This is a genomic window from Streptomyces sp. NPDC031474, from assembly GCF_055581185.1.
In genome coordinates this window covers 270,681-293,073 of the sequence record NZ_JBVIJX010000011.1, presented here as the reverse complement: position 1 = coordinate 293,073, position 22,393 = coordinate 270,681, and the positions used below count along the sequence as shown (strand labels likewise).

At 70.8% G+C, this 22,393-nt stretch carries 24 protein-coding genes; 1 reads left to right on the top strand and 23 read right to left on the bottom strand.

The window, feature by feature from the left end:
• Window positions 1-10: 10 nt before the first annotated feature.
• The 11 genes from ACZ5SK_RS24860 to rpsB form a co-directional block, all read right to left on the bottom strand.
• Window positions 11-1,033 (bottom strand): ABC transporter ATP-binding protein, encoded by a 1,023-nt coding sequence (locus ACZ5SK_RS24860; RefSeq protein WP_468157248.1) that lies wholly within the window; start codon window positions 1,031-1,033, stop codon window positions 11-13.
• Window positions 1,033-2,751 carry an ABC transporter permease gene (locus ACZ5SK_RS24855; RefSeq protein WP_457494172.1) on the bottom strand — a complete coding sequence of 573 codons (1,719 nt, stop codon included), beginning with the start codon at window positions 2,749-2,751 and terminating at the stop codon, window positions 1,033-1,035. Before ACZ5SK_RS24855 ends, ACZ5SK_RS24860 begins: the two co-directional genes overlap by 1 nt.
• Window positions 2,727-3,803: a thiamine ABC transporter substrate-binding protein gene (locus ACZ5SK_RS24850; protein WP_334576866.1), complete on the bottom strand. Its 1,077-nt coding sequence runs from the start codon at window positions 3,801-3,803 to the stop codon at window positions 2,727-2,729. The genes ACZ5SK_RS24855 and ACZ5SK_RS24850 overlap by 25 nt, the downstream gene beginning before the upstream one ends.
• 216 nt (window positions 3,804-4,019) lie before the next feature.
• Entirely contained in the window at window positions 4,020-5,126 is a 1,107-nt protein-coding gene (rlmN, locus tag ACZ5SK_RS24845; protein WP_020128683.1) for a dual-specificity RNA methyltransferase RlmN, read from the bottom strand.
• Window positions 5,127-5,190: 64 nt separating this feature from the next.
• Window positions 5,191-5,826, bottom strand: a complete 636-nt coding sequence (locus ACZ5SK_RS24840; protein ID WP_334576869.1) for a hypothetical protein — start codon at window positions 5,824-5,826, stop codon at window positions 5,191-5,193.
• A 65-nt stretch (window positions 5,827-5,891) separates the two neighbouring features.
• On the bottom strand, window positions 5,892-6,341 hold the full coding sequence (locus ACZ5SK_RS24835; protein WP_334576871.1) for an SRPBCC family protein: 450 nt from the start codon (window positions 6,339-6,341) through the stop codon (window positions 5,892-5,894).
• A gap of 231 nt (window positions 6,342-6,572) precedes the next feature.
• Window positions 6,573-7,748, bottom strand: a complete 1,176-nt coding sequence (locus ACZ5SK_RS24830) for a phosphatidate cytidylyltransferase (RefSeq protein ID WP_361705075.1) — start codon at window positions 7,746-7,748, stop codon at window positions 6,573-6,575.
• Window positions 7,748-8,305: a ribosome recycling factor gene (gene frr, locus ACZ5SK_RS24825; RefSeq protein WP_334576873.1), complete on the bottom strand. Its 558-nt coding sequence runs from the start codon at window positions 8,303-8,305 to the stop codon at window positions 7,748-7,750. The genes ACZ5SK_RS24830 and frr overlap by 1 nt, the downstream gene beginning before the upstream one ends.
• A gap of 207 nt (window positions 8,306-8,512) precedes the next feature.
• Window positions 8,513-9,271, bottom strand: a complete 759-nt coding sequence (gene pyrH, locus ACZ5SK_RS24820; protein WP_079659215.1) for a UMP kinase — start codon at window positions 9,269-9,271, stop codon at window positions 8,513-8,515.
• 187 nt (window positions 9,272-9,458) lie between these two features.
• Window positions 9,459-10,295: a translation elongation factor Ts gene (tsf, locus tag ACZ5SK_RS24815; protein WP_334576878.1), complete on the bottom strand. Its 837-nt coding sequence runs from the start codon at window positions 10,293-10,295 to the stop codon at window positions 9,459-9,461.
• 156 nt (window positions 10,296-10,451) lie between these two features.
• Window positions 10,452-11,414: a 30S ribosomal protein S2 gene (gene rpsB / locus ACZ5SK_RS24810; RefSeq protein WP_468157257.1), complete on the bottom strand. Its 963-nt coding sequence runs from the start codon at window positions 11,412-11,414 to the stop codon at window positions 10,452-10,454.
• A 280-nt stretch (window positions 11,415-11,694) separates the two neighbouring features.
• Here rpsB and ACZ5SK_RS24805 point away from each other — a divergent pair, with 280 nt between their 5' ends.
• Complete coding sequence (locus ACZ5SK_RS24805; protein ID WP_334576882.1) at window positions 11,695-12,273, top strand: M23 family metallopeptidase; 579 nt, start codon at window positions 11,695-11,697, stop codon at window positions 12,271-12,273.
• A 1-nt stretch (window position 12,274) separates the two neighbouring features.
• On the opposite strand, the gene ACZ5SK_RS24800 is transcribed toward ACZ5SK_RS24805, so the two are convergent.
• The 12 genes from ACZ5SK_RS24800 to rplS form a co-directional block, all read right to left on the bottom strand.
• Window positions 12,275-12,832, bottom strand: coding sequence for a TetR/AcrR family transcriptional regulator (locus tag ACZ5SK_RS24800; RefSeq protein WP_079659219.1), 558 nt, complete (start codon window positions 12,830-12,832; stop codon window positions 12,275-12,277).
• Between the two features lie 74 nt (window positions 12,833-12,906).
• The gene (gene whiG / locus ACZ5SK_RS24795) at window positions 12,907-13,749 is read right to left on the bottom strand and encodes an RNA polymerase sigma factor WhiG (RefSeq protein ID WP_334576884.1); all 843 of its coding nucleotides are present in this window, start codon (window positions 13,747-13,749) and stop codon (window positions 12,907-12,909) included.
• A gap of 264 nt (window positions 13,750-14,013) precedes the next feature.
• Complete coding sequence (dprA, locus tag ACZ5SK_RS24790; RefSeq protein WP_443041222.1) at window positions 14,014-15,243, bottom strand: DNA-processing protein DprA; 1,230 nt, start codon at window positions 15,241-15,243, stop codon at window positions 14,014-14,016.
• Entirely contained in the window at window positions 15,240-16,865 is a 1,626-nt protein-coding gene (locus ACZ5SK_RS24785) for a YifB family Mg chelatase-like AAA ATPase (RefSeq protein ID WP_334576888.1), read from the bottom strand. Before ACZ5SK_RS24785 ends, dprA begins: the two co-directional genes overlap by 4 nt.
• Window position 16,866: 1 nt before the next feature.
• Window positions 16,867-17,244 carry a YraN family protein gene (locus ACZ5SK_RS24780; RefSeq protein ID WP_079659222.1) on the bottom strand — a complete coding sequence of 126 codons (378 nt, stop codon included), beginning with the start codon at window positions 17,242-17,244 and terminating at the stop codon, window positions 16,867-16,869.
• Between the two features lie 117 nt (window positions 17,245-17,361).
• Window positions 17,362-17,670: a DUF2469 domain-containing protein gene (locus ACZ5SK_RS24775; protein ID WP_005311352.1), complete on the bottom strand. Its 309-nt coding sequence runs from the start codon at window positions 17,668-17,670 to the stop codon at window positions 17,362-17,364.
• Between the two features lie 56 nt (window positions 17,671-17,726).
• Window positions 17,727-18,290, bottom strand: coding sequence for an NUDIX hydrolase (locus ACZ5SK_RS24770; protein WP_334576890.1), 564 nt, complete (start codon window positions 18,288-18,290; stop codon window positions 17,727-17,729).
• Complete coding sequence (gene lepB, locus ACZ5SK_RS24765; RefSeq protein ID WP_334576891.1) at window positions 18,280-19,062, bottom strand: signal peptidase I; 783 nt, start codon at window positions 19,060-19,062, stop codon at window positions 18,280-18,282. The genes ACZ5SK_RS24770 and lepB (ACZ5SK_RS24765) overlap by 11 nt, the downstream gene beginning before the upstream one ends.
• Before the next feature lie 130 nt (window positions 19,063-19,192).
• Entirely contained in the window at window positions 19,193-20,173 is a 981-nt protein-coding gene (gene lepB / locus ACZ5SK_RS24760) for a signal peptidase I (protein WP_334576893.1), read from the bottom strand.
• Window positions 20,061-21,158, bottom strand: coding sequence for a signal peptidase I (gene lepB / locus ACZ5SK_RS24755; RefSeq protein ID WP_334576895.1), 1,098 nt, complete (start codon window positions 21,156-21,158; stop codon window positions 20,061-20,063). The genes lepB (ACZ5SK_RS24760) and lepB (ACZ5SK_RS24755) overlap by 113 nt, the downstream gene beginning before the upstream one ends.
• Complete coding sequence (lepB, locus tag ACZ5SK_RS24750) at window positions 21,151-21,879, bottom strand: signal peptidase I (protein WP_334576897.1); 729 nt, start codon at window positions 21,877-21,879, stop codon at window positions 21,151-21,153. The genes lepB (ACZ5SK_RS24755) and lepB (ACZ5SK_RS24750) overlap by 8 nt, the downstream gene beginning before the upstream one ends.
• A 45-nt stretch (window positions 21,880-21,924) precedes the next feature.
• Window positions 21,925-22,275: a 50S ribosomal protein L19 gene (rplS, locus tag ACZ5SK_RS24745; protein ID WP_030943163.1), complete on the bottom strand. Its 351-nt coding sequence runs from the start codon at window positions 22,273-22,275 to the stop codon at window positions 21,925-21,927.
• Window positions 22,276-22,393 lie beyond the last annotated feature (118 nt).

The following is a 22,393-nucleotide window of genomic DNA, read 5'->3' as shown; positions in this document are numbered from 1 at the left end:
GGTCGGCCGGTCAGTCCAGCACGACGATTTCGGCCGAGTCGAAGGACACCCCCACGGCGCCCCCGACCTCCGGCGCGTCCCGCAGCGCGCACGCCGCCTCCAGCCTCGGTGCGCCCTCCGGCTGGAGGTGCACGGCGACATGGGTGCCCCGGAAGGTGCGGGCGGCGACCGTGCAGCGCAGGCCCTCCTCCGCACCCACCAGGCGCACCCCGGCGGGCCGGACGAGCAGCGTGCGCGCCCCCTGCCCGGACCCGGCCGGCACCGGCACCTTGCCCCACGGCGTGACCGCGACCTCCCCGGCGACGGTCGCCTCCACCACGTTGTCGAAGCCGAGGAAGCGGGCCACGAACGTATCCGCCGGACGCTGCCACACCTCAAGAGGCGTACCGGACTGGGCGATCCGCCCGTCCCGCATCACCACGACCCGGTCGGCGAGCGCGAACGCCTCGCCCTGGTCGTGCGTCACCGCGAGGACCGTGGTCCCCAACCGGCCGAAGAGTTCCCTCAGTTCGACGACCAGCCGCTCCCGCAGCGACCGGTCGAGCTGGCCGAGCGGCTCGTCCAGCATCAGCAGCCGGGGCCGGGGCGCGAGCGCCCGGGCCAGCGCGACCCGCTGCTGCTCCCCGCCGGACAGCGCGGCGACCGCCCGCCGAGCGGCGCCGGGCAGCCCCACGAGGTCGAGCAACTCCTTCACCCGGTCGGCCTGTTCCTGCCGGGAGGCCGCCCGCATCCGCAGCCCGAAGGCCACATTGCCGCCCACGTCCCGCTGCGGGAACAGCTGATGGTCCTGGAACATCAGCCCGAGCTCCCGCCGGTGCGCGGGCACGCCCGCCTGGTCGCGTCCGTCGAGCAGCACCCGCCCGGAGTCCAGGGGTTGCAGTCCGGCCACCCCCCGCAGCAACGTCGACTTGCCGCTGCCGCTGGGCCCGAGCACACACACCACCTCATGCTCGGCGACGGCGAGATCGACGGCGTCCAGCACCGCCCGTCCGCCGAACCGCACGGTGGCACGCTCCAGTTCGAGCAGCCGCATCAGAACTCCCCCGTCCGGTCGGTCCGCAGCCGCTCCAGCACCAGCAGGGCCACCGCGCACACGATCATCAGAATCGTCGAAAGGGCCATCGCCTGGCCGTAGTTGAGCTCACCGGCCCGCCCGAGCAGCCGTGCCACGGCGACCGGCAGCGTCGGGTTGTCGGGCCGTGCGATGAACACGGTCGCCCCGAACTCCCCCAGCGACACCGCGAAGGCGAACCCGGCCGCGACCAGCAGCGCCCGTCGCACCATCGGCAGGTCCACCTCCCGCCACACCCGCCACGGCGACGCCCCGAGCACGGCCGCCGCCTCCCGCAGCCGCTGGTCCACCGCCCGCAGCACCGGCAGCATGGTCCGTACGACGAAGGGCACGCCGACCAGCGCCTGCGCCAGCGGCACCAGGATCCACGTACCGCGCAGGTCCAGCGGAGGCTCGTCCAGCGCGATCAGGAACCCGAAGCCGACGGTCACGGCGGAGACGCCGAGCGGCAGCATCAGCAGCGCGTCGAAGCCACGGACCAGCCGCCCGGCGTCCCGGCGGGTGAGGGCCGCGGCAGCCAGCCCGCCGATCAGCACCGCGATGGCGGTCGCGGCGACGGCGTACTGCAGGGAGTTGCCGATCGCCTCGATCGGGGGGACCAGGAAGACATTGCCGTCGTCGCTGGTCAGCGCCCGGTAGTAGGCGAAGTCGGGCGCGTCGAGCGAGCGCTGCACCAGCACCGCCAGCGGCAGCACCAGCAGCACGGCGATCGTGGCGAGCACCCCGGCCAGCAGCGCCCGTTGCCCGGCCCCACGCGGCCGGCGCGCCGTCACGGAGGCGTCCACGAGCCGCAGCGCGGTCTCCCGCCGTCGTACGGCGGCGGCGTGCACGGCGAGGATCGCGCCGACGGCCACGAACTGGACGATCGTGAGGACGGCGGCCGTCGACAGATCGAAGATCTCGGAGGTCTGCCGGTAGATCTCCACCTCGAGGGTGGAGAAGGTGGGGCCGCCGAGGATCTGCACCACACCGAAGGAGGTGAAGGTGAAGAGGAAGACCATCAGTGCGGCGGCGGCGACAGCGGGCCCGAGGGCCGGCAGCGTGACCGTGCGCCAGGCCCGCAGCCGGGACGCGCCCAGCATCCGCGCCGCCTCCTCCTGCCGCGGGTCGAGTTGCGCCCACAGCCCGCCCACGGTCCGTACGACGACCGCGTAGTTGAAGAAGACATGCGCGAGCAGGATCGCCCACACGGTGGTGTCCAGCCGTACGCCCCACAGCTCGTCGAGCAGTCCGCCGCGCCCGACGAGCGCGAGGAACGCCGTGCCGACGACGACCGTCGGCAGCACGAACGGGACGGTGACGACGGCTCGCAGCACCTGCTTGCCCGGAAAGTCCAGCCGCGCGAACACATACGCGCCCGGCAGCGCGACCAGGAGCGTGAGCGCGGTGGACGCGAGCGCCTGCCAGGTGGTGAACCACAGCACATGCCGGATGTCGGACTGCGCGAGCACGTCCCACAACCGCCCGAACTGCCAGCCTCCGTCCGTCTTCAGGCCGCGCGCGACGATCGCGGCGACCGGGTAGGCGAAGAAGACCGCGAAGAACGCGACGGGCACGGTCATCAGACCGAGCCGCGCCGCCGCGCTCCCCTTGGCGCCCTTCCCGGGGGCGCGCTTCCCGGGAGCGCGCTTCCCCGGGGGCCCCTTCTCCAGGGCTACTTCAGTACGAGCGAGGTCCATGACTTGACCCACTGGTCGCGGCGGTCGGCGATCTTCGCCGGGTCCATGGTCTCGGGGTCCTTGGCGGCGGGACCGTACCGGGTGAACTCGGCGGGCACGGCCGCGCCCTTCACCACCGGGTAGACGAACATGTTGAGCGGCATGTCCTCCTGGAACTTCTTGCTGATCAGGAAGTCGATCAGCGCCTTGCCGCCCTTGCCGTTGGCCGCGTTGTCCAGCAGCCCCGCGAACTCGACCTGGCGGAAGCAGGTGCCGGTCGCGACGCCCGTCGGAGCGGTGGTCGGCTTCGGATCGCCGAAGATCACCTCGGCGGGCGGCGAGGAGGCGTACGACACGACGAGCGGCCGGTCCGCTCCCGCCTTCCTGCCACCGGCCGAACCGGAGAACTCCTCGTTGTAGGCCTGCTCCCAGCCGTCGACGACCTTCACACCGTTCGCCTTGAGCTTCTTCCAGTAGCCCTCCCAGCCTTCGTCGCCGTACTTCGCGGCCGAGCCGAGCAGGAAGCCGAGGCCGGGCGAGGAGGTGGAGGCGTTCTCGGTGACGAGGAGGTTCTTGTAGGCGGGCTTCACCAGGTCGTCGAAGGAGGCGGGCGGGTTCAGCTTGTGCTCGGCGAAGTACTTCTTGTCGTAGTTGACGCAGATGTCGCCGTAGTCGACGGGCGTGACCCGGTGTTTGTCGGCGTCCAGCTGGAAGCGGGCGTCGACCTGGGCGAGCCCCTTCGCCTCGTACGGCTGGAACAGCCCGTTGTCGAGGGCGCGGGACAGGAGAGTGTTGTCGACTCCGAAGAAGACGTCGCCCTGCGGGTTGTCCTTGGTGAGGATGGCCTTGTTGACGGCCTGCCCGGCGTCGCCGTCCTTGAGGACCTTCACCTTGTAGCCAGACTGCTTCTCGAAGTCGGCGAGCACGCTCTTGGAGACGGCCCACGAGTCGTGGCTGACGAGGGTCACGGTCTTGGACTCCGTCGCTCCCCCGCCGCCGTCCGTCGACCCGCACGCGGACAGCGTGAGCAGGCCGAGCCCGACGGCCACGGCCACGATGGTCTTGTTCTGCACTGGACTTCCTCCTGGGGGTGACCAGGAAGAGACGCGGCCCTGCCCGGGTCCGCACGGAACGGACGCCGGGCAGGGCGCAACAGCTCGAGTGATGACCGAACTTCCTACCCAGAATGACCTGGGCGAGGTTCAGAGGGTCTGCGGGCCTGGATGCCGCACTCTCAGCGCTGTGGCGCTCCCCTGTCGGAATATGAAGATATGTGTACGGCCTAAAGACTACCGCTCGGTGGCCGCGAGCTGACCGCACGCCCCGTCGATCTCCTGACCACGGGTGTCCCGGACGGTCACCGGGACGCCGTGCGCGGCGATCGCCTCGACGAACGCCTTCTCGTCCTCCGGCCGGGAGGCCGTCCACTTCGAGCCCGGGGTCGGGTTCAGCGGGATGAGGTTGACGTGCACGGGCTTGCCGCGCAGCAGCCGCCCGAGCCGGTCACCGCGCCAGGCCTGGTCGTTGATGTCGCGGATCAGCGCGTACTCGATGGACAGCCGACGCCCAGAGCGCTCGGTGTACTCGAACCCGGCGTCCAGCACCTCCCGCACCTTCCACCGCGTGTTCACGGGGACGAGGGTGTCGCGCAGCTCGTCGTCGGGCGCGTGCAGGGAGATCGCGAGCCGGCACTTGAAGCCCTCGTCGGAGAACCGGTGGATGGCGGGCACCAGCCCGACCGTCGACACGGTGATGCCCCGCTGCGAAATCCCGAGCCCGTCCGGCGCCGGGTCGGTGAGCGCGCGGATGGCGCCGACGACCCGCTTGTAGTTGGCGAGCGGCTCACCCATCCCCATGAAGACGATGTTGGACAGCCGGGCCGGCCCCCCGGGCACGTCCCCGTCCCGCAGCGCCCGCATCCCGTCGACGATCTGGTGCACGATCTCGGCGGTGGACAGATTCCGGTCGAGCCCCGCCTGCCCGGTGGCGCAGAACGGGCAGTTCATCCCACACCCCGCCTGCGAGCTGATGCACATGGTCACCCGGTCCGGGTAGCGCATCAGCACCGACTCCACGAGCGTGCCGTCGAACAGCCGCCACAGGGTCTTGCGCGTGGTCCCCTGGTCCGTCGACAGATGCCGGACGACCGACATCAGGTCCGGCAGCAGCGCCTCCCGCAGCTTCTCGCGCGCACCGGCGGGGATGTCCGTCCACTCCGCCGGGTCGTGCGCGTAGCGCGCGAAGTAGTGCTGCGACAACTGCTTGGCACGGAACGGCTTCTCACCGATCTCCGCCACGACCTCCTTCCGCTCGGCGGGCGAGAGGTCGGCGAGGTGCCGCGGCGGCTTCTTGGCTCCGCGGGGGGCGACGAAAGTGAGTTCTCCGGGCTTAGGCATGGCCATACCAGTGTCGCAGATCGAATCGGGTGGCCCGGGCCGCCCGGATCCGGGTGCGGGGCGGCTACCAGTTCCGTTCGGCGGTGGTCTTCGCCGGGCCGAGGACCTCCACGTGGCCGTGATCGCCGTACCGGGCGCGCCGCCAGTCGCCGAACACCTTCGCGGTGCGGTCCGCGCTCTCCTGCTCTCCCACCCCGAAGTCGACCCGGACCACGGCCACGCTGCGGGCGCTGTCCGCGGGCACCCGGATGTGGACGCTCGTCACGTGGGAGGCGAGGGAGGCATCCGCTTTCGGGGCGTCCGTCGTGAGGTAGGCACGGAATTCGCGGAGCATCGGGAACCAGCGGTGCGGACCGCTCGCAGGGTCGTCGGTGTCCTGGTCGTCGCTGGTCTCGTCCGGAAGACCGCCCTGGTCGTCGCTGGTGGTGTCGGGCAGGCTGCCCTGGTCGTCGCTGGTCTCGTCGGGAAGACTGCTCTGGCCGTCGTCGGTGGTCTCGTCCGGAAGACTGCCCTGGTCGTCGCTGGTCTCGTCCGGAAGGCTGCCTTGGCCGTCGTCGCTCGTTTCGTCCGTCGCGGACGATCCCGGTCCGGATGTGACAGCCGTTCGCTCCCCGGCGTGCTGCGTACCGCAGGCGGTCAGCGGCAGGCAGCAGAAGGCAAGCACCACGGCGACGGATGCGTACCGAGTCATCGACTTCATGTGTGTCCCCCTTCACACAGTGAGAGGGGGACACACAGCCGGGAGTTCCATTGATCGCGGCGGGGCTACGCCATCCCGTGCTCCAGCCGGTCCTTCAGCAGCTGTTCGTTGTGCGGGAGCTCCTTGCGGACCTGGTGGCGGACGACGAGGGGCACGAGGACCCTGCCGACGCCCTTGCCCTCGAAGTCGAGCTCCATGGTGACCCGGGAGCGGCGGCCGTCGTCGAGCGGAGTGATCTCGCCGTGGACATGGCCGCGGATGGGGCCGTCGACGCCCTGCAGACCCCAGGCGCGCGGTGGGTCGTACTCGGTGTACTCCATGGTCATCGGCACGTCCCGGCGGCCGACGTGACGGGTGATCCGCAGCCGGGAGCCCACTCCCAGCGGCCCGGGGTCGAGCGGCTCCGCCGAGACGGCGCTCTGCTGCCACTCGGGCAGATGGGACGGGTCGATGACATACGCCCAGACGTCCTCGGGGCTGCGGTCGACGTCGATCGAATCACGGAAGTCGGACATGAAGCCCGCCCCCTTCCAGGGAAATCCCCCCTGAGGGCCCTCACCAGAAATCGTCCCACTCGACCGCCCCCGCGGCCACGGCAGTGGGCCCCCGCCCTGAGGTCAGGACGGGGGCCCGCACAAGCCGAAGAACGCGCCGGGTCAGCCGGAATCAGCCTGGATCAGCCCGGATCAGCCCGGATCAGCCCGGATCAGCCCGGATCAGCCCGGATCAGCCCGGATCAGTCTGAATCAGCCGGAACCCACGAACAGCACGAGCAGCAGCCATACGACCGGAGCCGTGGGCAGCAGCGAGTCCAGCCGGTCCATGATGCCGCCGTGGCCCGGGAGCAGTGTGCCCATGTCCTTGATGCCCAGGTCCCGCTTGATCATGGACTCGCCGAGGTCGCCGAGCGTGGCGCTGGCCGCGACGGCGAAGCCGAGCAGCAGACCCTGCCACCAGGTCCCGTCGTCGATCACGAACTGCATGAGCAGCGCGCCGGCGACCATCGCGAACGACACCGCGCCGAGCAGACCCTCGCGGGTCTTGCCGGGGCTGATGCGCGGGGCGAGCTTGGTCCTGCCGAAGCGCCAGCCGACGGCGTACGCGCCCGTGTCGCTGACGACCGTCAGCAGCAGGAACGTCATGACGCGGAACGCCCCGTCGTCGGCGGTGAGCATCAGGGCGACGAAGGTGGCCAGGAACGGGACGTAGAACGCGGCGAAGACGCCGGCCGTGACGTCCTTGAGGTAGCCCTCGGGCGGTTCCGTCATCCGCCAGACCAGCACGGCGAGCGCGGTGAGGGCCATGGCGACCCAGGCGCCCTCGGGCCCCCGGACGTAGCCGGCGACGACCATCGCCGCGCCGCCGACCGCGAGCGGCACGAGCGGCGCCTTGATGCCCTTGCGCTCCTGCAGTCTGCTGGTCAGCTCCCACAGACCCACGACGACGGCGACCGCTATCACCCCGACGAACACGGCCTTGACGACGAACAGCGACGCGACGATCACCACACCGAGCCCGACCCCGACCCCTATGGCCGCGCCCAGGTCTCGGCCCGCACTCTTCTTCGGTGCGGGCGCCGGGTGAGGGGCGTCGGGCATGGGCTCCGGATTCTGCGGCACTGCCGCAGGGGGCCGTGCCGACGGGGTGTCGTCACCATGGGCGGCGCCGGCGTGGGCGCCGCCGTAGGTCTCGTCTCGGAACAAGGGGCCGCCCAGCCGAGCGGCCCCCCGGTCGTCATCCTGGTGACCGCCGTGTGTGGATACGTCGGGGACGACGGGCATGGGGCGAGTCTGCTGCGCCTCAGGCGCATCGTACGCGGAACCCGCCGGGGCAGCGCCCTGGACAGGCCCCTGGTCGACGGGCCCCCAGTACCCGGCCCGCGACCCGGTGTGTGGCGGTGAGCCCCAGGAAGAGTCGTTCATCAGACCTCGAGCAGCTCCGATTCCTTGTGCTTCAGGAGCTCGTCCACCTGAGTGACGTACTTCGCGGTGGTGTCGTCGAGCTCCTTCTCCGCACGACGGCCCTCGTCCTCGCCGACCTCGCCGTCCTTGATGAGCTTGTCGATCGCGTCCTTGGCCTTGCGGCGGACCGCGCGGATGGACACCTTGGCGTCCTCGCCCTTGCCCTTGGCGACCTTGATGTAGTCGCGGCGGCGCTCCTCGGTGAGCTCGGGGAACACCACCCGGATGATGTTGCCGTCGTTGCTCGGGTTGACGCCCAGGTCGGAGTCGCGGATCGCCTGCTCGATGTTGCGCAGCGCGCTCTTGTCGAACGGGGTCACGACCGCCATGCGCGGCTCCGGCACGGAGAACGAAGCCAGCTGGTTGATCGGCGTCGGCGCGCCGTAGTAGTCGGCCACGATCTTGTTGAACATCGCCGGGTGCGCACGGCCGGTGCGGATCGCGGCGAAGTCCTCCTTGGCGACCACGACGGCCTTCTCCATCTTCTCCTCGGCCTCGAGGAGGGTCTCTTCGATCACCACTTGCTCCTGCGTGTCTTGAGTAGGCCCGGCTGCGGTTCCCTGTCGGTGGCGGCGGCCGGCTGCGTCGCGTCTTCTTCCTGCACGGTTCCCGACCGGCAGAACATTGTCCATCCCCCGACCCGGGTCCGTCCCCCGGTCAGGTGTTGTCGTGCGGACCGGAGAGGGACCGAAGAGTCCTACCGGTCGTGGACCGGGGGTTTTCGGTCAGGCCCGGCTGCCCTGCTCACCCACCAGCGTGCCGATCTTCTCACCCTTGACGGCGCGAGCGATATTGCCCTCGGCCAGAAGCTCGAAGACGAGGATCGGGAGCTTGTTGTCGCGGCACAGCGTGACCGCGGTGGCGTCGGCGACCTTCAGGTCGCGGGTGATGACGTCCCCGTAGCCGAGGGCGTCGAACTTGACGGCCGCCGGGTTGGTCTTCGGGTCGGAGTCGTAGACGCCGTCCACGCCGTTCTTGCCCATCAGCAGCGCCTCGGCGTCGATCTCCAGGGCGCGCTGGGCGGCGGTGGTGTCGGTGGAGAAGTACGGCATGCCCATACCGGCGCCGAAGATGACCACGCGGCCCTTCTCCAGGTGGCGCACGGCGCGCAGCGGGATGTACGGCTCGGCGACCTGGCCCATGGTGATGGCGGTCTGCACCCTGCTGTCGATGCCCTCCTTCTCCAGGAAGTCCTGGAGGGCGAGGCAGTTCATGACCGTGCCGAGCATGCCCATGTAGTCGGAGCGTGCGCGGTCCATGCCGCGTACCTGCAGTTCGGCGCCGCGGAAGAAGTTGCCGCCACCGATGACGACCGCGATCTCGGCGCCGTCCCGGACGACGGCTGCGATCTCGCGGGCGATCTTGTGCACCACGTCGGGGTCCACACCCAGGCCGCCGCCACCGGCGAAGGCCTCTCCGGACAGCTTCAGCAGAAACCGGCCGCTCACTTTGCCGTCGTCGCTCTTCTGGGCCTTGGTGGTCATGACGTTCTCGCTTCTTTGACGGGTCGCACATACGAGGAGGCCATTGCCGGCGGGGTGTCGTTCGCATCCCATGCGCGGCAATGGCCTCCTCGTCAGATCTGCTGTCGTCCGTCACGCGCCCGCGTGACGGCGTACCGGACGACTGCACCCGACCCTATCGGGCCGACGCGCCGATCGCGGCACGGACTCAGATGCCGACCTTGATGCGCGTGAAGCGCTTCAGGGTGACACCGGCCTCGTCCAGGATCTTCTGGACGGACTTCTTGTTGTCGAGCGCGTACGGCTGGCCGAGCAGCGTGGCGTCCTTGAAGAAGCCGTTGAGGCGACCCTCGACGATCTTCGGCAGGGCGGCCTCGGGCTTGCCCTCGGCGCGGGTGGTCTCCTCGGCGACGCGGCGCTCGGACTCGACGACGTCGGCCGGCACGTCCTCCTTGGAGAGGTACTTCGGCGCGAAGGCGGCGATGTGCTGGGCGATGCCCTTGGCGACGTCGGCGTTCGGCTTGTCCAGCTCGACGAGGACACCGATCTGCGGGGGCAGGTCGGGCATCGTGCGGTGCATGTAGGCGGTCACGAAGCCGTCGGCGAACAGCGCGAAGCGGTCCAGGACGATCTTCTCGCCGAGGTTGGCGTTGGCCTCGTCCACGAACGCCTGGACGGTCTTGCCGGCCTCGATCTCGGAGGCGAGCAGGGCGTCGAGGTCGGCCGGGGAGGTCGCGGCGACGTGCTGCGCGATCTGGCCCGCGACGGCCTGGAACTTCTCGCCCTTGGCGACGAAGTCCGTCTCGCACTTCAGCTCGACGAGGACACCGGAGGAGTTGTCGTCGGCGATGACGGAGACCACGGCGCCGTTCTCGGCGGAGCGGCCCTCGCGCTTGGCGACGCCCTTCTGGCCCTTGATGCGGAGCGCCTCGACGGCCTTCTCGACGTTGCCCTCGGCCTCGTCCAGCGCCTTCTTGCAGTCCATCATGCCGGCGCCGGTGAGCTCACGGAGCTTCTTGACGTCGGCGGCGGTGTAGTTCGCCATGATCTGTGAATCTCTCTCGGAGTTCGAAGTCTCGAAGATCTACGAAGATCTGGGGGCTGTGGGTGAACGGCGGGCGGCGTACTGGACGCCCCCCGCCGTCACTTCGTCCCTACGACCGTACGGGCGCGACGGCGACCGCACGGCCTACGGCCTGAATCAGGCCTGCTCGCCCTCGGCGGCCGGAGCCTCGGCGGGGGCGGCCTCAGCGGCGGGAGCCTCGGCAGCGGGCGCCTCAGCGGCGGGGGCCTCGGCAGCGGGCGCCTCGGCAGCGGGGGCCTCGGCCTCAGCGGCCGGAGCCTCGGCAGCGGCCTCGGCCGGCTTCTCGGCGGCCTCGGTGTCGGCCTTCTTCTCGCCCTCGAGCAGGTCGCGCTCCCACTCGGCCAGCGGCTCGCCCGCGGCCTTCTCGCCCTTGTCACCGGTGGCGACACGGGAGCGGGAGATGAGGCCCTCGGCGACCGCGTCGGCGATCACGCGGGTGAGCAGGGTGACGGAGCGGATCGCGTCGTCGTTGCCCGGGATCTTGTAGTCGACCTCGTCGGGGTCGCAGTTGGTGTCGAGGATGGCGACGACCGGGATGTTGAGCTTCCGGGCCTCGCCGACCGCGATGTGCTCCTTCTTGGTGTCCACGATCCAGACGGCGCTGGGCACCTTGGACATCTCGCGGATACCACCGAGGGTCTTCTCGAGCTTGGCCTTCTCACGCGAGAGGACCAGGAGCTCCTTCTTGGTCAGACCCGAAGCGGCGACGTCCTCGAAGTCGATCTGCTCGAGCTCCTTGAGGCGCTGCAGACGCTTGTAGACGGTGGAGAAGTTGGTGAGCATGCCGCCCAGCCAGCGCTGGTTGACGTAGGGCATGCCGACGCGGGTGGCCTGCTCGGCGATGGCCTCCTGCGCCTGCTTCTTCGTGCCGACGAACATGACCGTGCCGCCGTGGGCGACGGTCTCCTTGACGAACTCGTAGGCGCGGTCGATGTACGACAGCGACTGGAGCAGGTCGATGATGTAGATGCCGTTGCGCTCGGTGAAGATGAAGCGCTTCATCTTCGGGTTCCAGCGACGGGTCTGGTGACCGAAGTGGACGCCGCTCTCCAGCAGCTCCCGCATCGTGACGACGGCCATGGCCGTTCTCCTTGTTTTTCTCGGTTGTGCCGCGGATGCCGGATGGCTCCCGCGCCTGACGCCCGCGGTGCGCCGAGCCACGAAGGACCGAGGGGCGCGGATACCGGGAGACCGACCGTGGCCGGCGCCCGATACCGGGGCGTGCGAAGTCGACCCGGTGACCCGGATCGCCAGAAGAAGTGTACGGGACCCGGGAGGCGCCGGGTGACGCCGCTGTCCACAACCGGCGAGTAGTCCACAGGCCCGCGCCACGGCCCGGGGGATGCGGAACGGTTTTCCCATGTACGCGAAGCGATGCCTCGGCGGCCTGGTGCTGCTCCTGTTGATCACGATGCTGGCGTCCGTGGCGTGGGCGGACCCCCAGGCCCCGCCGGGAGCCCCCGCGCTCCCGCCGGATCCGGTCCCGGCGATCGGCCGGTCCTGGCCGGTCGGCACGCGCCCGGCGCTGGTACGCGGCTGGGAGCCCCCGGCCACGCCGTACGCGCGCGGTCACCGGGGCGTCGACCTGGCGGCCCCGCCGGGCGCCCCGGTCCGGACGGTGGCCCCGGGCCGCGTGTCCTTCGCGGGGCGGGTGGCGGGCCGCGGGGTCGTCGCGGTGGAGCTGACGGGCACGGGTGAGCCGCCGCTGCGGACGACCTATGAGCCGGTACGGGCGTCGGTGCACAAGGGTGACGAGGTGGCGCCGGGCCAGGTGATCGGCACGGTGGAACCGGTGGGGTCGCACTGCACGGTGACGTGTGTGCACTGGGGGCTGCTGCGGGGCGAGGCGTACCTGGACCCACTGTCGCTGCTGCCCCCGTGGCTGCTGCGCCGGGGCCCGTCGCGGCTGCTGCCGGTGCTCGGCGTCCCCCTGCCGTAGCTCAGCCCAGCACACCCCTCAGGACCATGGAGACCGCCGCGTCCGTGATCGCCGAGGGATCCTCGGCGGCTCCCAGCTCGATCCGCCGTACCGCCGCGTCCACGACGCCCTGCAACAGCATGGCCGCGAGCCGGGGCTCCGTGTGCCCCAGCTCCGCCAGGGCCTCCCCGATCATCGATACGAGCCCGCCGTGCGCCGCGCGGATCTTCTCCCGGGCCCCGGCGTCCAGTTCGCTCGCCGAGATCGCCACGACGGCCCGGTGCCGGCGGTCCCCCACCAGCGCGAGCTGCTGTCGCACATACGCCTCGACCTTGGCCTCCGCCCCGTCGGCCGCGGCCATGGCCGTCTCGACCTCCGCCGCCCACACCGGGAAGTCGACCTCGCACAGCTCCTCGACGACGGCGGCCCGCGACCGGAAGTACTCGTACACGGACGAGCGCGCGAGGCCGGTGCGCTCGGCGAGGGCCGGGAAGGTCAGCGCCTCCGTCCCGCCTTCGGACAACAGGGAGCGTGCCGCGTCCAGCAGGGCGGCACGCTGCATCGACCGGTGCTCGGCCACGGAGGCCGCTCGAATCCTTGGCACGTCAACCACTCTACGGACGCGCCACCCCCGACGGGAGTGACTCGGGCCGGTCAGCGACCGAAGCCCGCCAGTTTCGCACGCAGCTGGAGCACGGACTTGGTGTGGATCTGGCTGACCCTGCTCTCGGTCACGCCCAGCACGTTCCCGATCTCGGCGAGCGTCAGCCCCTCGTAGTAGTACAGGGTGACGACGGTCTTCTCCCGGTCGGGCAGCGTGTTGATCGCCCGCGCCAGGAATCGCCTGAGCTCCCGGTCCTCGGCCACCTCCACGGGGTTGTCGGCGGCGGTGTCCTCGAGGGTGTCCATCAGGCTCAGCCGGTCGCCGCCCTCGCCCCCGACGTGCAGCAACTCCTCCAGCGCCACCACGTTGGCCAGCGACAGCTGACTGAACACGGCGTGCAGCTCGTCCACCGCGATGCCCAGCTCGGCGGCCACCTCGCACTCCGACGGAGTCCGCCGCAGCCGCGCCTCCAGCGTGGCGTAGGCCCGTTCGACGTTGCGCGCCTTCTGGCGCACCGACCGCGGGATCCAGTCCAGGGCCCGCAGCTCGTCGATCATCGCGCCCCGGATCCGGGTGATCGCGTACGTCTCGAACTTGATCTCCCGGTCGATGTCGAACTTCTCGATCGCGTCAATCAGCCCGAAGACCCCGGAGGACACGAAGTCGGCCTGCTCCACGTTCGGCGGCAGACCGACGCTCACCCGTCCCGCCACGTACTTCACCAGCGGCGAGTAGTGCAGGATCAGCTGCTCCCGCAGCCGCTCGTCCCCCGTGTCCTTGTACGACCGCCACAGCTCGTCGAGCGTCGAGGGAGCGGGCGGCCGCACGCTGCCACCGTCGCGGGCGGCTGGGGGGATCGCCGCCCGGTCGGGCCCGGAGGTGTGCTGGGGCATTCGTCGCCTTGTGCCGTTCTGCCGTGAAGTGCGTGAGGTGGGTACCGCGTGGTGCAGAGGTACCGGTCTGTGCCGGAATCCTCGTGAGCGTAGCGTGACTGTAGTGTCGCGGTGCGCGAAGGGCGTGGTCGGACCAGTACGCAGATACGTTCCGCTGGGCCCACTCCAGCGTCGCCGCGCTCGCGGCGGGTGATCACCGGGATGGGTCAACTGCCGCAATTCCCAAGGCTTTCGGCGTTCCCCCGGACGGCCGAATCTCCCGGGTCAACACGAGCGTCGACCTACTCGAACGGAGACCATCGCCTGGCGTGTCAACTTCCAGCCGTCGCCGTGTCGTTCGACGTAACCGAGTGCTCTGAGTTCGTACAGTCTCGCGAGCGCGTCGTCGGGTGTGGTGCGGGCCTCGCGGGCGACCTCGTCGACCCCGGCGGTTCTGCGGGCGGGGAGCGCGGCCAGGACACGCCGGGCGCCCGGCTCCAGCAGGTCGAGCGGCAGCACCGGGCCGCGCCGGTCCGGGGCCAGCTCACCCATGTCACCGACCAGCTCGACGACCTCGGCGGCGTCGGTGACCAGCACGGCCTCCCCGCGCAGCAGCTCGTGCACCCCGGCCGACAGACTGCTCGTGGCCGGCCCCGGCACCCCCATCGTGTGCCGGCCCAGCCGCTGCGCCGCCCGCGCGGTGACCAGCGAGCCACTGCGGTACGCGGCCTCGACGACGACCGTGCCCCGGGTGAGGGCGGCGATCACCCGGTTGCGCAGGATGAATCTGCTCGGCGTGGGATGGTCGCCGGGCGGCAGCTCGCCGACCACCAGCCCCTGTTCCCCGATCCGGTTGATCAGCTCGGTGTGCCCGCGCGGGTAGGGCCGGTCGACCCCGCAGGCGAGTACGGCGACGGTGGCGCCGCCCGCGCCGAGGGCGCCCCGGTGGGCGGCCCCGTCGATGCCGTAGGCCCCGCCGGACACGACCACCCACCCTCGTTCGGCGAGCCCGCAGGCCAGACCGGCGGCCATGTGGGCGCCGTACTGGGTGCAGGCGCGGGCGCCCACGACGGCGACCGACCGCAGCGCCCACATGCGCAGACTGGGCCGCCCTCGCACCCAGAGCCCCAGCGGCCGGGCATCCCCGAGTTCGTCCAGGGTGCCGGGCCACTCGGCGTCCCCCGGGCACACGAACCGCACCCCGGCCTCCCGCGCCACGGCCAGGTCCCGCTCCGGCTCGGCCCGCCCGGCCCGCGCCAGCAACCCGGCCCAGCGTTTCGCGGTCACCCCGGGCAACGGCTCCCCGTCGCCCCGCAACCGGCGCACCACCTCCCGTACGCCCCGCTCCCGCACCCACTGCCCGCCCACCTCGTCGCCGGGCTCGACGACCCGCCCGAGGAAAACGCGGGCGAGCCGCTCGTCGCCCGGGTCGCCACCGCCGCTGACGCCAGGGCCGTTGACGCCAGGGCCTTCAGGGCCGTTCACGTCAGTGCCGTTCCTGCCAGGGCCGGTCATGTCAGCGCCCCGAGGGCCATCGGCACCCCGCGCGGCACCCCCGTGCGCAGTTGCAGGGCGAGGGCCACGTCCATGGCGTCGGGCCGGTCGTGGCCGACCAGGTCGGCGACGGTCCAGGCGACGCGCAGCACCCGATCGAGCCCGCGTGCGGTCAGCACCCCACGCTCCAGGTTCCGTTCCGCCTCGTCCATGGCGCCGATCGCGGCATGCCAGCGGTTGCGCAGCTCACGGCCGGGGATCTCGCTGTTGGTCCGCCACCCGGTGCCTGCCAGCCGGGCCGCGGCACGCTCCCGGGCCGCCCGGACCCGGTCGGCGACGGTGGCTGTGGACTCGCCTCCGGGACCGCGGTGCGCCAGCTCGGCCCGGCCGACCGGGTCGACCTCGACGCGCAGGTCGACCCGGTCGAGCAGGGGCCCGGAGAGCCGGGCCTGATAGCGGCGGATCACCGAGGGCGGACAGTCGCACACGGTGTCGCGCTGCGAGAACCGGCCGCAGGGGCACGGATTGGCCGCCAGCACCATCAGGAACCGCGCCGGGAAGCGCACCACTCCCGCACTGCGCGCGATCACCACGTGCCCCGCCTCCAGCGGCTGCCGCAGGGCGTCGAGTGCCTGGCTGCCGAACTCGGGGGTCTCGTCGAGGAAGAGCACCCCTCGGTGGGCCAGCGAGACGGCACCGGGGCGGGCGAACCCCGCCCCGCCCCCGACCAGCGACTGCATCGTGGCCGAGTGGTGCGGGGCGCAGTACGGGGGCACGTCGATGAGGGGCTTGCCCGGGGGCAGCAGGCCGGCCACCGAGTGCACCGCCGTGACCTCCAGCGACTCCTCCCGGCTCAGCCGGGGCAGCACGGCCGGCAGGCGCTCCGCGAGCATGGTCTTGCCCGCGCCGGGCGGTCCCTCGAGGAACAGGTGGTGTCCGCCCGCCGCGGCCACCTCGACCGCGGTCCGCGCCGAGCGCTGCCCGACCACGTCCGCGAGGTCGTGCCCGTGGTCCTGCTGAGCGGCGCCCATGCTGTGCATCCCGGTGGCCGCGCCGGCGCCGGGCATCCTGAGCCCGGCCAGGAGCGGGTCCGGGCGGCCCGCCTCGTCCGGTTCCTCCTCGGGCACGGGCTCGTCCGCGAGGACGGCGATCAGCTGCCGCAGGCTGCGCACCCCGAGCACGGAGACGCCCGGGACCAGCGACGCCTCGGCGGCGGCGCACTCCGGCACGACCACCTGTTCGTATCCGGCGTCGGCCGCGGCAAGCACGGCGGGGAGGATGCCCCGGACCGGGCGCACCCGCCCGTCCAGGCCGAGCTCCCCGATCATCACGATGTCGGCGAGCACCCGTGGGTCGATCCGTTCGGCCGCGCCGAGCACGGCGCTGGCGATGGCGAGATCGAAGCCGCTGCCGCCCTTGGGCACCGAGGCCGGGCTGAGTCCTACGGTGAGCTTCTTCTGCGGCCACTCGCCGCCCGAGTTCACCACGGCCGCCCGGACCCGGTCCCGGCTCTCGCTCAGGCTCTTGTCCGGCAGCCCCACCAGCGTGAAAGCCGCCACTCCCGGTTCGAGGTCGGCCTGGACCTCGACGACGACGCCCTCGACGCCCACCAGCGCCACCGAGCACGTACGCGCGAACCCCATCTCAGGCCACCCCCCGCGCGTGCTCGACGACGGCCGCGCCGCGGCGGGGCAGGACGACGCCGATCAGGTCGATGCGAACGCCGCCGGGCGGGGCTCCCCCGTGTGTCTGGATCCACCGCTCGGCGAGGCCGCGCAGCCGCTCGGCCTTCTCCGGGGTCACCGCCGCCATCGGGTGCTGGAAAGCGCCGCCCCTGCGCGTCTTCACCTCGCAGACGACCAGGACGTCGCCGTCCCTGGCGACGATGTCGATCTCACCGGTCCTGCCGCAGCGCCAGTTGCGCTCCAGGACCGTCATCCCGGCCTCGGTCAGCCGCCGGGCGGCCAGTTCCTCGCCGTACCTGCCGAGTGCGCCTCGGGCCAGATCCGTGTTCGTGCTCATGTGGGCACCACCTCCGGCACCCACGGTCACGCATCCGCCGCCACAGAAAGGATCTTGGTGGAGAACTCGGTGACTGTGGATAACCCGGTCACCCACACGGGCGTCCGCCCGCGGGCCTCAGCTCCCGGGAAGCTCCAGATCGCTCTTGTTCAGCTCCTCGATGTTCACGTCCTTGAACGTGAGCACCCGTACCTGCTTCACGAACCGGGCCGGCCGGTACATGTCCCACACCCAGGCGTCCGCCATCGACACCTCGAAGAACACCTCGCCCTGGACCGAGTGCACCTGCATCTCGTAGTCGTTGGTGAGGTAGAAGCGCCGCTCGGTCTCAATCACGTATTTGAACAGACCGACGACGTCGCGGTACTCCCGGTAGAGCTTCAGCTCCATCTCGGTCTCGTACTTCTCGAGGTCCTCGGCGCTCATGGCATGTTCCCCTTCAGCCGTGCGATCTCCCCATTGTGCGCCAGTCCCGTGCGCCTCTAGACGATTTCCGTGTCCAGGGTTACGGGTCCGGCCGGGGGACCGTCGTCGAGCAGCGTGCGCAGCAGCTCGACGAGTCTGGTCGGATACACCGTCTCATGTGCCCGGGTCAGTTCCTGACACGTCCACCAACGCGCTCCGGCGACGCTGCGCCGCTCCAGCTCGGTCAGGGCCGTGGGCCGGGGCGCCGAGCTGTGCGTTTCGGCCGTCCGGGCCAGGTAGTACCACTCGTCCTGGTCCCAGCGGCGGCCCGCGAACGGGAAGGAACACTTCCGTCGCCACAGCACCGGGCCGAGCTCGACCTCGGTGATGCCGGTCTCCTCCGCGAGTTCCCGCAGAGCAGCCTGTTCACGGGTCTCGTCGCCCTCCACGCCCCCGCCGGGCGTGAACCACCAGTCGTCTGCCGGGTCGTCCGGTTCGTGGCCGTGCAGCAGCAGGATGCGGTCCTGCGGGTCGAGCAGGACGACCCGGGCGACCTTGCGCAGTCCGCCCTCGTAGGAGTCGACGCCCGTGCCGGCCGAACCGTCCGTGCCGGCCGAGCCGTCCGTCGTCTCAGCGGGCACCGGCCGGCTCCGGCTGGGGGCGGGCGCGGCGGCCCGAGGTCCGCTTGGCGATCGGGCCGTACGCACCGCCGCCGAGGACCAGCACGGCGCCGGCGAGAATCAGCCAGGTGATCGTCCGCAGCGGGCCCGGCTGGGAGAGGGCGCCGAGCGTCTCGAAGCCCGTGGGACGCTTCAGCATGCCGTTCATGGGCCAGACGACGGAGTCGACGCGGGCCTTGACGGCACTGCGCGCGACCGTGCCCTGGGCGGCGTCCGTGAGGTGGGCGGTGGAGTCCAGGGAGCCCTGCCGCTCGTCGCCGAGCAGGAAGAGCCTGCCGTCGGGGACCTTCACGGTCGGGAAGTTCTTGATCTCGGCCAGGCTGCCCGGGGGCAGATACGGTTCTTCGATCTGCTTGCCGTTGACGGTGAGCTTGCCGTCGGTGCAGCAGGAGACCGTGTCGCCGCCGACGGCGACCACCCGCTTGACGACGAGCGCGTTGGTCACCCACGTCTTGTCGCTGAAGACGACGACGTCCCCGCGACGCACCTCGCCGCCGTCGACCCGCTCGGCCAGCACGCGGTCGCCGGCGGCGATCGTCGGACTCATCGAACTGGTGGGCACGGTGTACGGCCGGTAGATCAGGGCTCCCCAGCCGAATCCGCCGAGGAACAGCGCGAGGCCCAGTGCGACGGCCAGTCCGGACAGTCGCTGTCCGGTCCGGCTGCCCACCGGGCCACTGCTGGTGCCACCGCCACTGTGCGGGGCCGTACGCGTCGTGCTCTCGCCACCCATGGGTCCGCACCCTACCCGGCGGTACCGAATCGGGTCAGCCCTTCTTTCCGGCTCCTCCCCGGTCTCCCCCCGTCTTCCCCGGCCGTGGTCACACGCTTGGGAAAGGGTTTGCCGAACGGAAGCCGGAAGATCAGCGGGTCGCGGACTCCTGCGTGCGCCGACGGCGCCACAGGACCACCGGCACGGCCCCGGCGAGGGCAAGGCCCTGCGGGGCGACCGTCAGTGCCGTGGACGCCGCGGACTGGTCGCTCAGACCGGTCTGGTCGAAAGTGTCCGGCACGGGCAGCGTGCCCCAGTGGCTCAGCGGCCAGGCCTTGACGATGGCGCGTCCGACGACCTGGTCGACGGGCACCATGCCGTGGTTCACGTCCGACTGGTTGTAGCGCGAGTCGCGCGAGTTCTGGCGGTGGTCGCCCATGACCCAGACGAAGCCCTTGGGGACCTTCACTGAGAACTGGCCGCCCTGGTCGTCCTGGCTGCACGGGGTGTTGCCGGGGTACACGTACGGCTCGTTCAGCGCCTTGCCGTTGACCGTGAGCGGGCCCGTGCCCTTGCACGCGACGGTGTCGCCGCCGACGCCGATGACCCGCTTGATCAGGTCCTTCTCCTCCGCGGACGGCATCAGGCCGATCCAGCTGAGGAAGGTCTGGAAGGCGTTCGGATTGGCGGTGTTCTCGCCCGCCAGCCAGTCGTCGGGGTCGTGGAAGACGACGACCTCGCCGCGCTCCGGCTCGGAGCCGAACCACGGGGTCAGTTTGTCGACGAGGACCCGGTCACCGATCTTGAGGGTGTTCTCCATCGACGCCGACGGGATGGAGAACGCCTGCACCAGGAACGTCTTGATCAGCAGGGCCAGGACCAGCGCGATGCCGATCAGGATCGGCAGCTCCTTCCAGAAGGAGCGCGGCTTCTTCGCCTTCGGAGCAGAGTCGCCCGACCCCTCGCCACCGGTCCGGGGCGGCTCGTCCGCCGGCGGGCCCTCACCGCCCGCCACCGGGTCATTCTCTGCGTTCACGGCGCTGTCCGAGGCCGGGTCGGCGGCTTCCACGGACCGTCCGCGGTGATCCTCGCCGTCGTGCCCGGACCGTGCGCCAACCGCCACATCCCCCACGCCAACTCCTCACTCTGTGCCGCTGCCTGCCCCACATACGACGCAGGCCCACTACTCCCATAACGAGCGGGAGTTCCGCAGGGCTCGGGAGTTGTCGAATCGATCCGTTCGGATCGCCGGAAGCAACCCTATGCGACGGCTGGGCGGCGGCGGTCGCCGTGGCGGCCGAGCCGGTCACGGATGAGAAAGTTTGCGGTTCTTTGAGACGGACCCAGTGGCCCAGGGGCCAGGCGATGACCATGGCCCGGCCCACCACCTCGTCCTCGGAGACGGTGCCCCCGTAGTCGGTGTTCTGGTGGGAGCGGGAGTCCGCGGAGTTGGCCCGGTGGTCGCCCATCACCCACAGCCGCCCCTGCGGGACGGTGATGTCGAACGGCGTGCTGGAGGGCTCGTTGCCGGGATACAGATAGGCCCCCTCCTCCAGGGGAACCCCGTTGACGGTCACCCGCTTCTGCGCGTCACAGCACACGACGCGGTCGCCGCCCACCCCGACGACGCGCTTGATGAGGTCCTTCTCGTTGTCGGACGGCAGCAGACCGATGAAGGTGAGCCCTTCCTTGATCTGCTTGACGACGACGGGGTCCTTCTTCTTGGTCGTCGTCTGCTCGTCGTTGAGCCAGCCGCCGGGGTCCTTGAACACGACGACGTCCCCGCGCTCGGGCTTGGAGCCGAACCACGGGGTGAACTTGTCGACCAGGACGCGGTCGCCGATCCGGATCGTCTGCTCCATGGACCCGGACGGGATCACGAAGGCCTGCACCAGGAACGTCTTCAGGACCAGCGCTATCAGGACGGCGACCCCGACCAGCAGCGGTATCTCACGGACGGCGGAGCGCCTGCGCTTGCGCTTGACCTTGCGCTGCAGCTTGCGTCGCTCCGCGCGCGTGCGGCCGCCGGCCGGGCTGGAGGCGCGCCGGATGCCGGTGGGCAGGAGCTGGTCCGCGGCGGAGGCGGGGACGCCGCGCGGTCTGCCGCGGTTACCCATGGGCGCCCCCACCGGGCACGCGCGCGTAGCCGCTCGGGCGGGACAGGCGGGTCAGGTGCGCATACGGCCAGACGATCCAGTCGGCGCGGCCGATCACGTCGTCGACGGGGATCATGCCGCCGCCCGGTGAGCCCAGATGGTCCCGGGAGTCGCTGGAGTGGCTGCGATGGTCGCCGAGGACGAACAGGGTGTTCTTGGGCACGGCCACGTCGAAGTCCACAGTGGACGGGCTGTCCCCGGGATACAGGAACGTCGACTCGTCGACCGACCGGCCGTTCACCTGGATCCTCCCCTCCTTGTCGCAGCAGACCACGTGGTCTCCCCCTACACCCACGACGCGCTTGATGTAGTCGGAGTTCCCGAAGTACCCGGTGCCGTCGAACACGATGACGTCGCCGCGCTGCGGCTCGGCACCGAAACGGTACGCCAACTTATTTACGAGAACCCGGTCGCCGATCCTCAATCCGTTTTCCATGGATCCGCTGGGAATCTGGAATGGCTGCGCCACGAAAGTGTTGAGGAGCAGCAAAAACACCAGGCAGATCAACAGGGAGAGACTGATCCGGCCGCCCGGCAGCCACTGGATGACGCGTGCCGCCAACGCGAAACGCGACCGTCCCTCCACTCCCTCGGTGTCCGGGGCCTCCTGGGAGGCGTCCGCGGAAACGGAAGGGCTGGAGGAGCGGTCGCGCTCCGTCGTCGGCTGAGCTTCGGTGTCCATCGGGGCCAGATGTTATCCGGCCCCGCTTTGAACCCCTCGGTGCGCTCAGTTGTCGCGCTTCTCCTTGATCTTCGCGGCCTTGCCGCGCAGCTCACGGAGGTAGTAGAGCTTGGCGCGACGCACGTCACCGCGGGTGACGAGCTCGATCTTCTCGACGATCGGGGTGTGCACCGGGAAGGTGCGCTCGACGCCGACGGAGAAGGAGACCTTGCGGACCGTGAAGGTCTCGCGGACACCGGCGCCCTGGCGGCGGATCACAACGCCCTTGAACTGCTGCACACGGGAGCGGTTGCCCTCGATGACGCGCACGTGGACGTTGACGGTGTCACCCGGGCGGAAGGCCGGGACGTCGCTGCGCAGCGACGCGGCGTCGACGGTGTCGAGCAAGTGAGACATTTCGTCTGCTTTCTTCGCTGATGCCACAGGTCATCAACGGAACTAGATGTTCGAGGATTGAGTGCCGTGTGCCCGTCGAGGCGGGCGTCGTGTCCCCCTGTGGCAGGGGCGCACACCG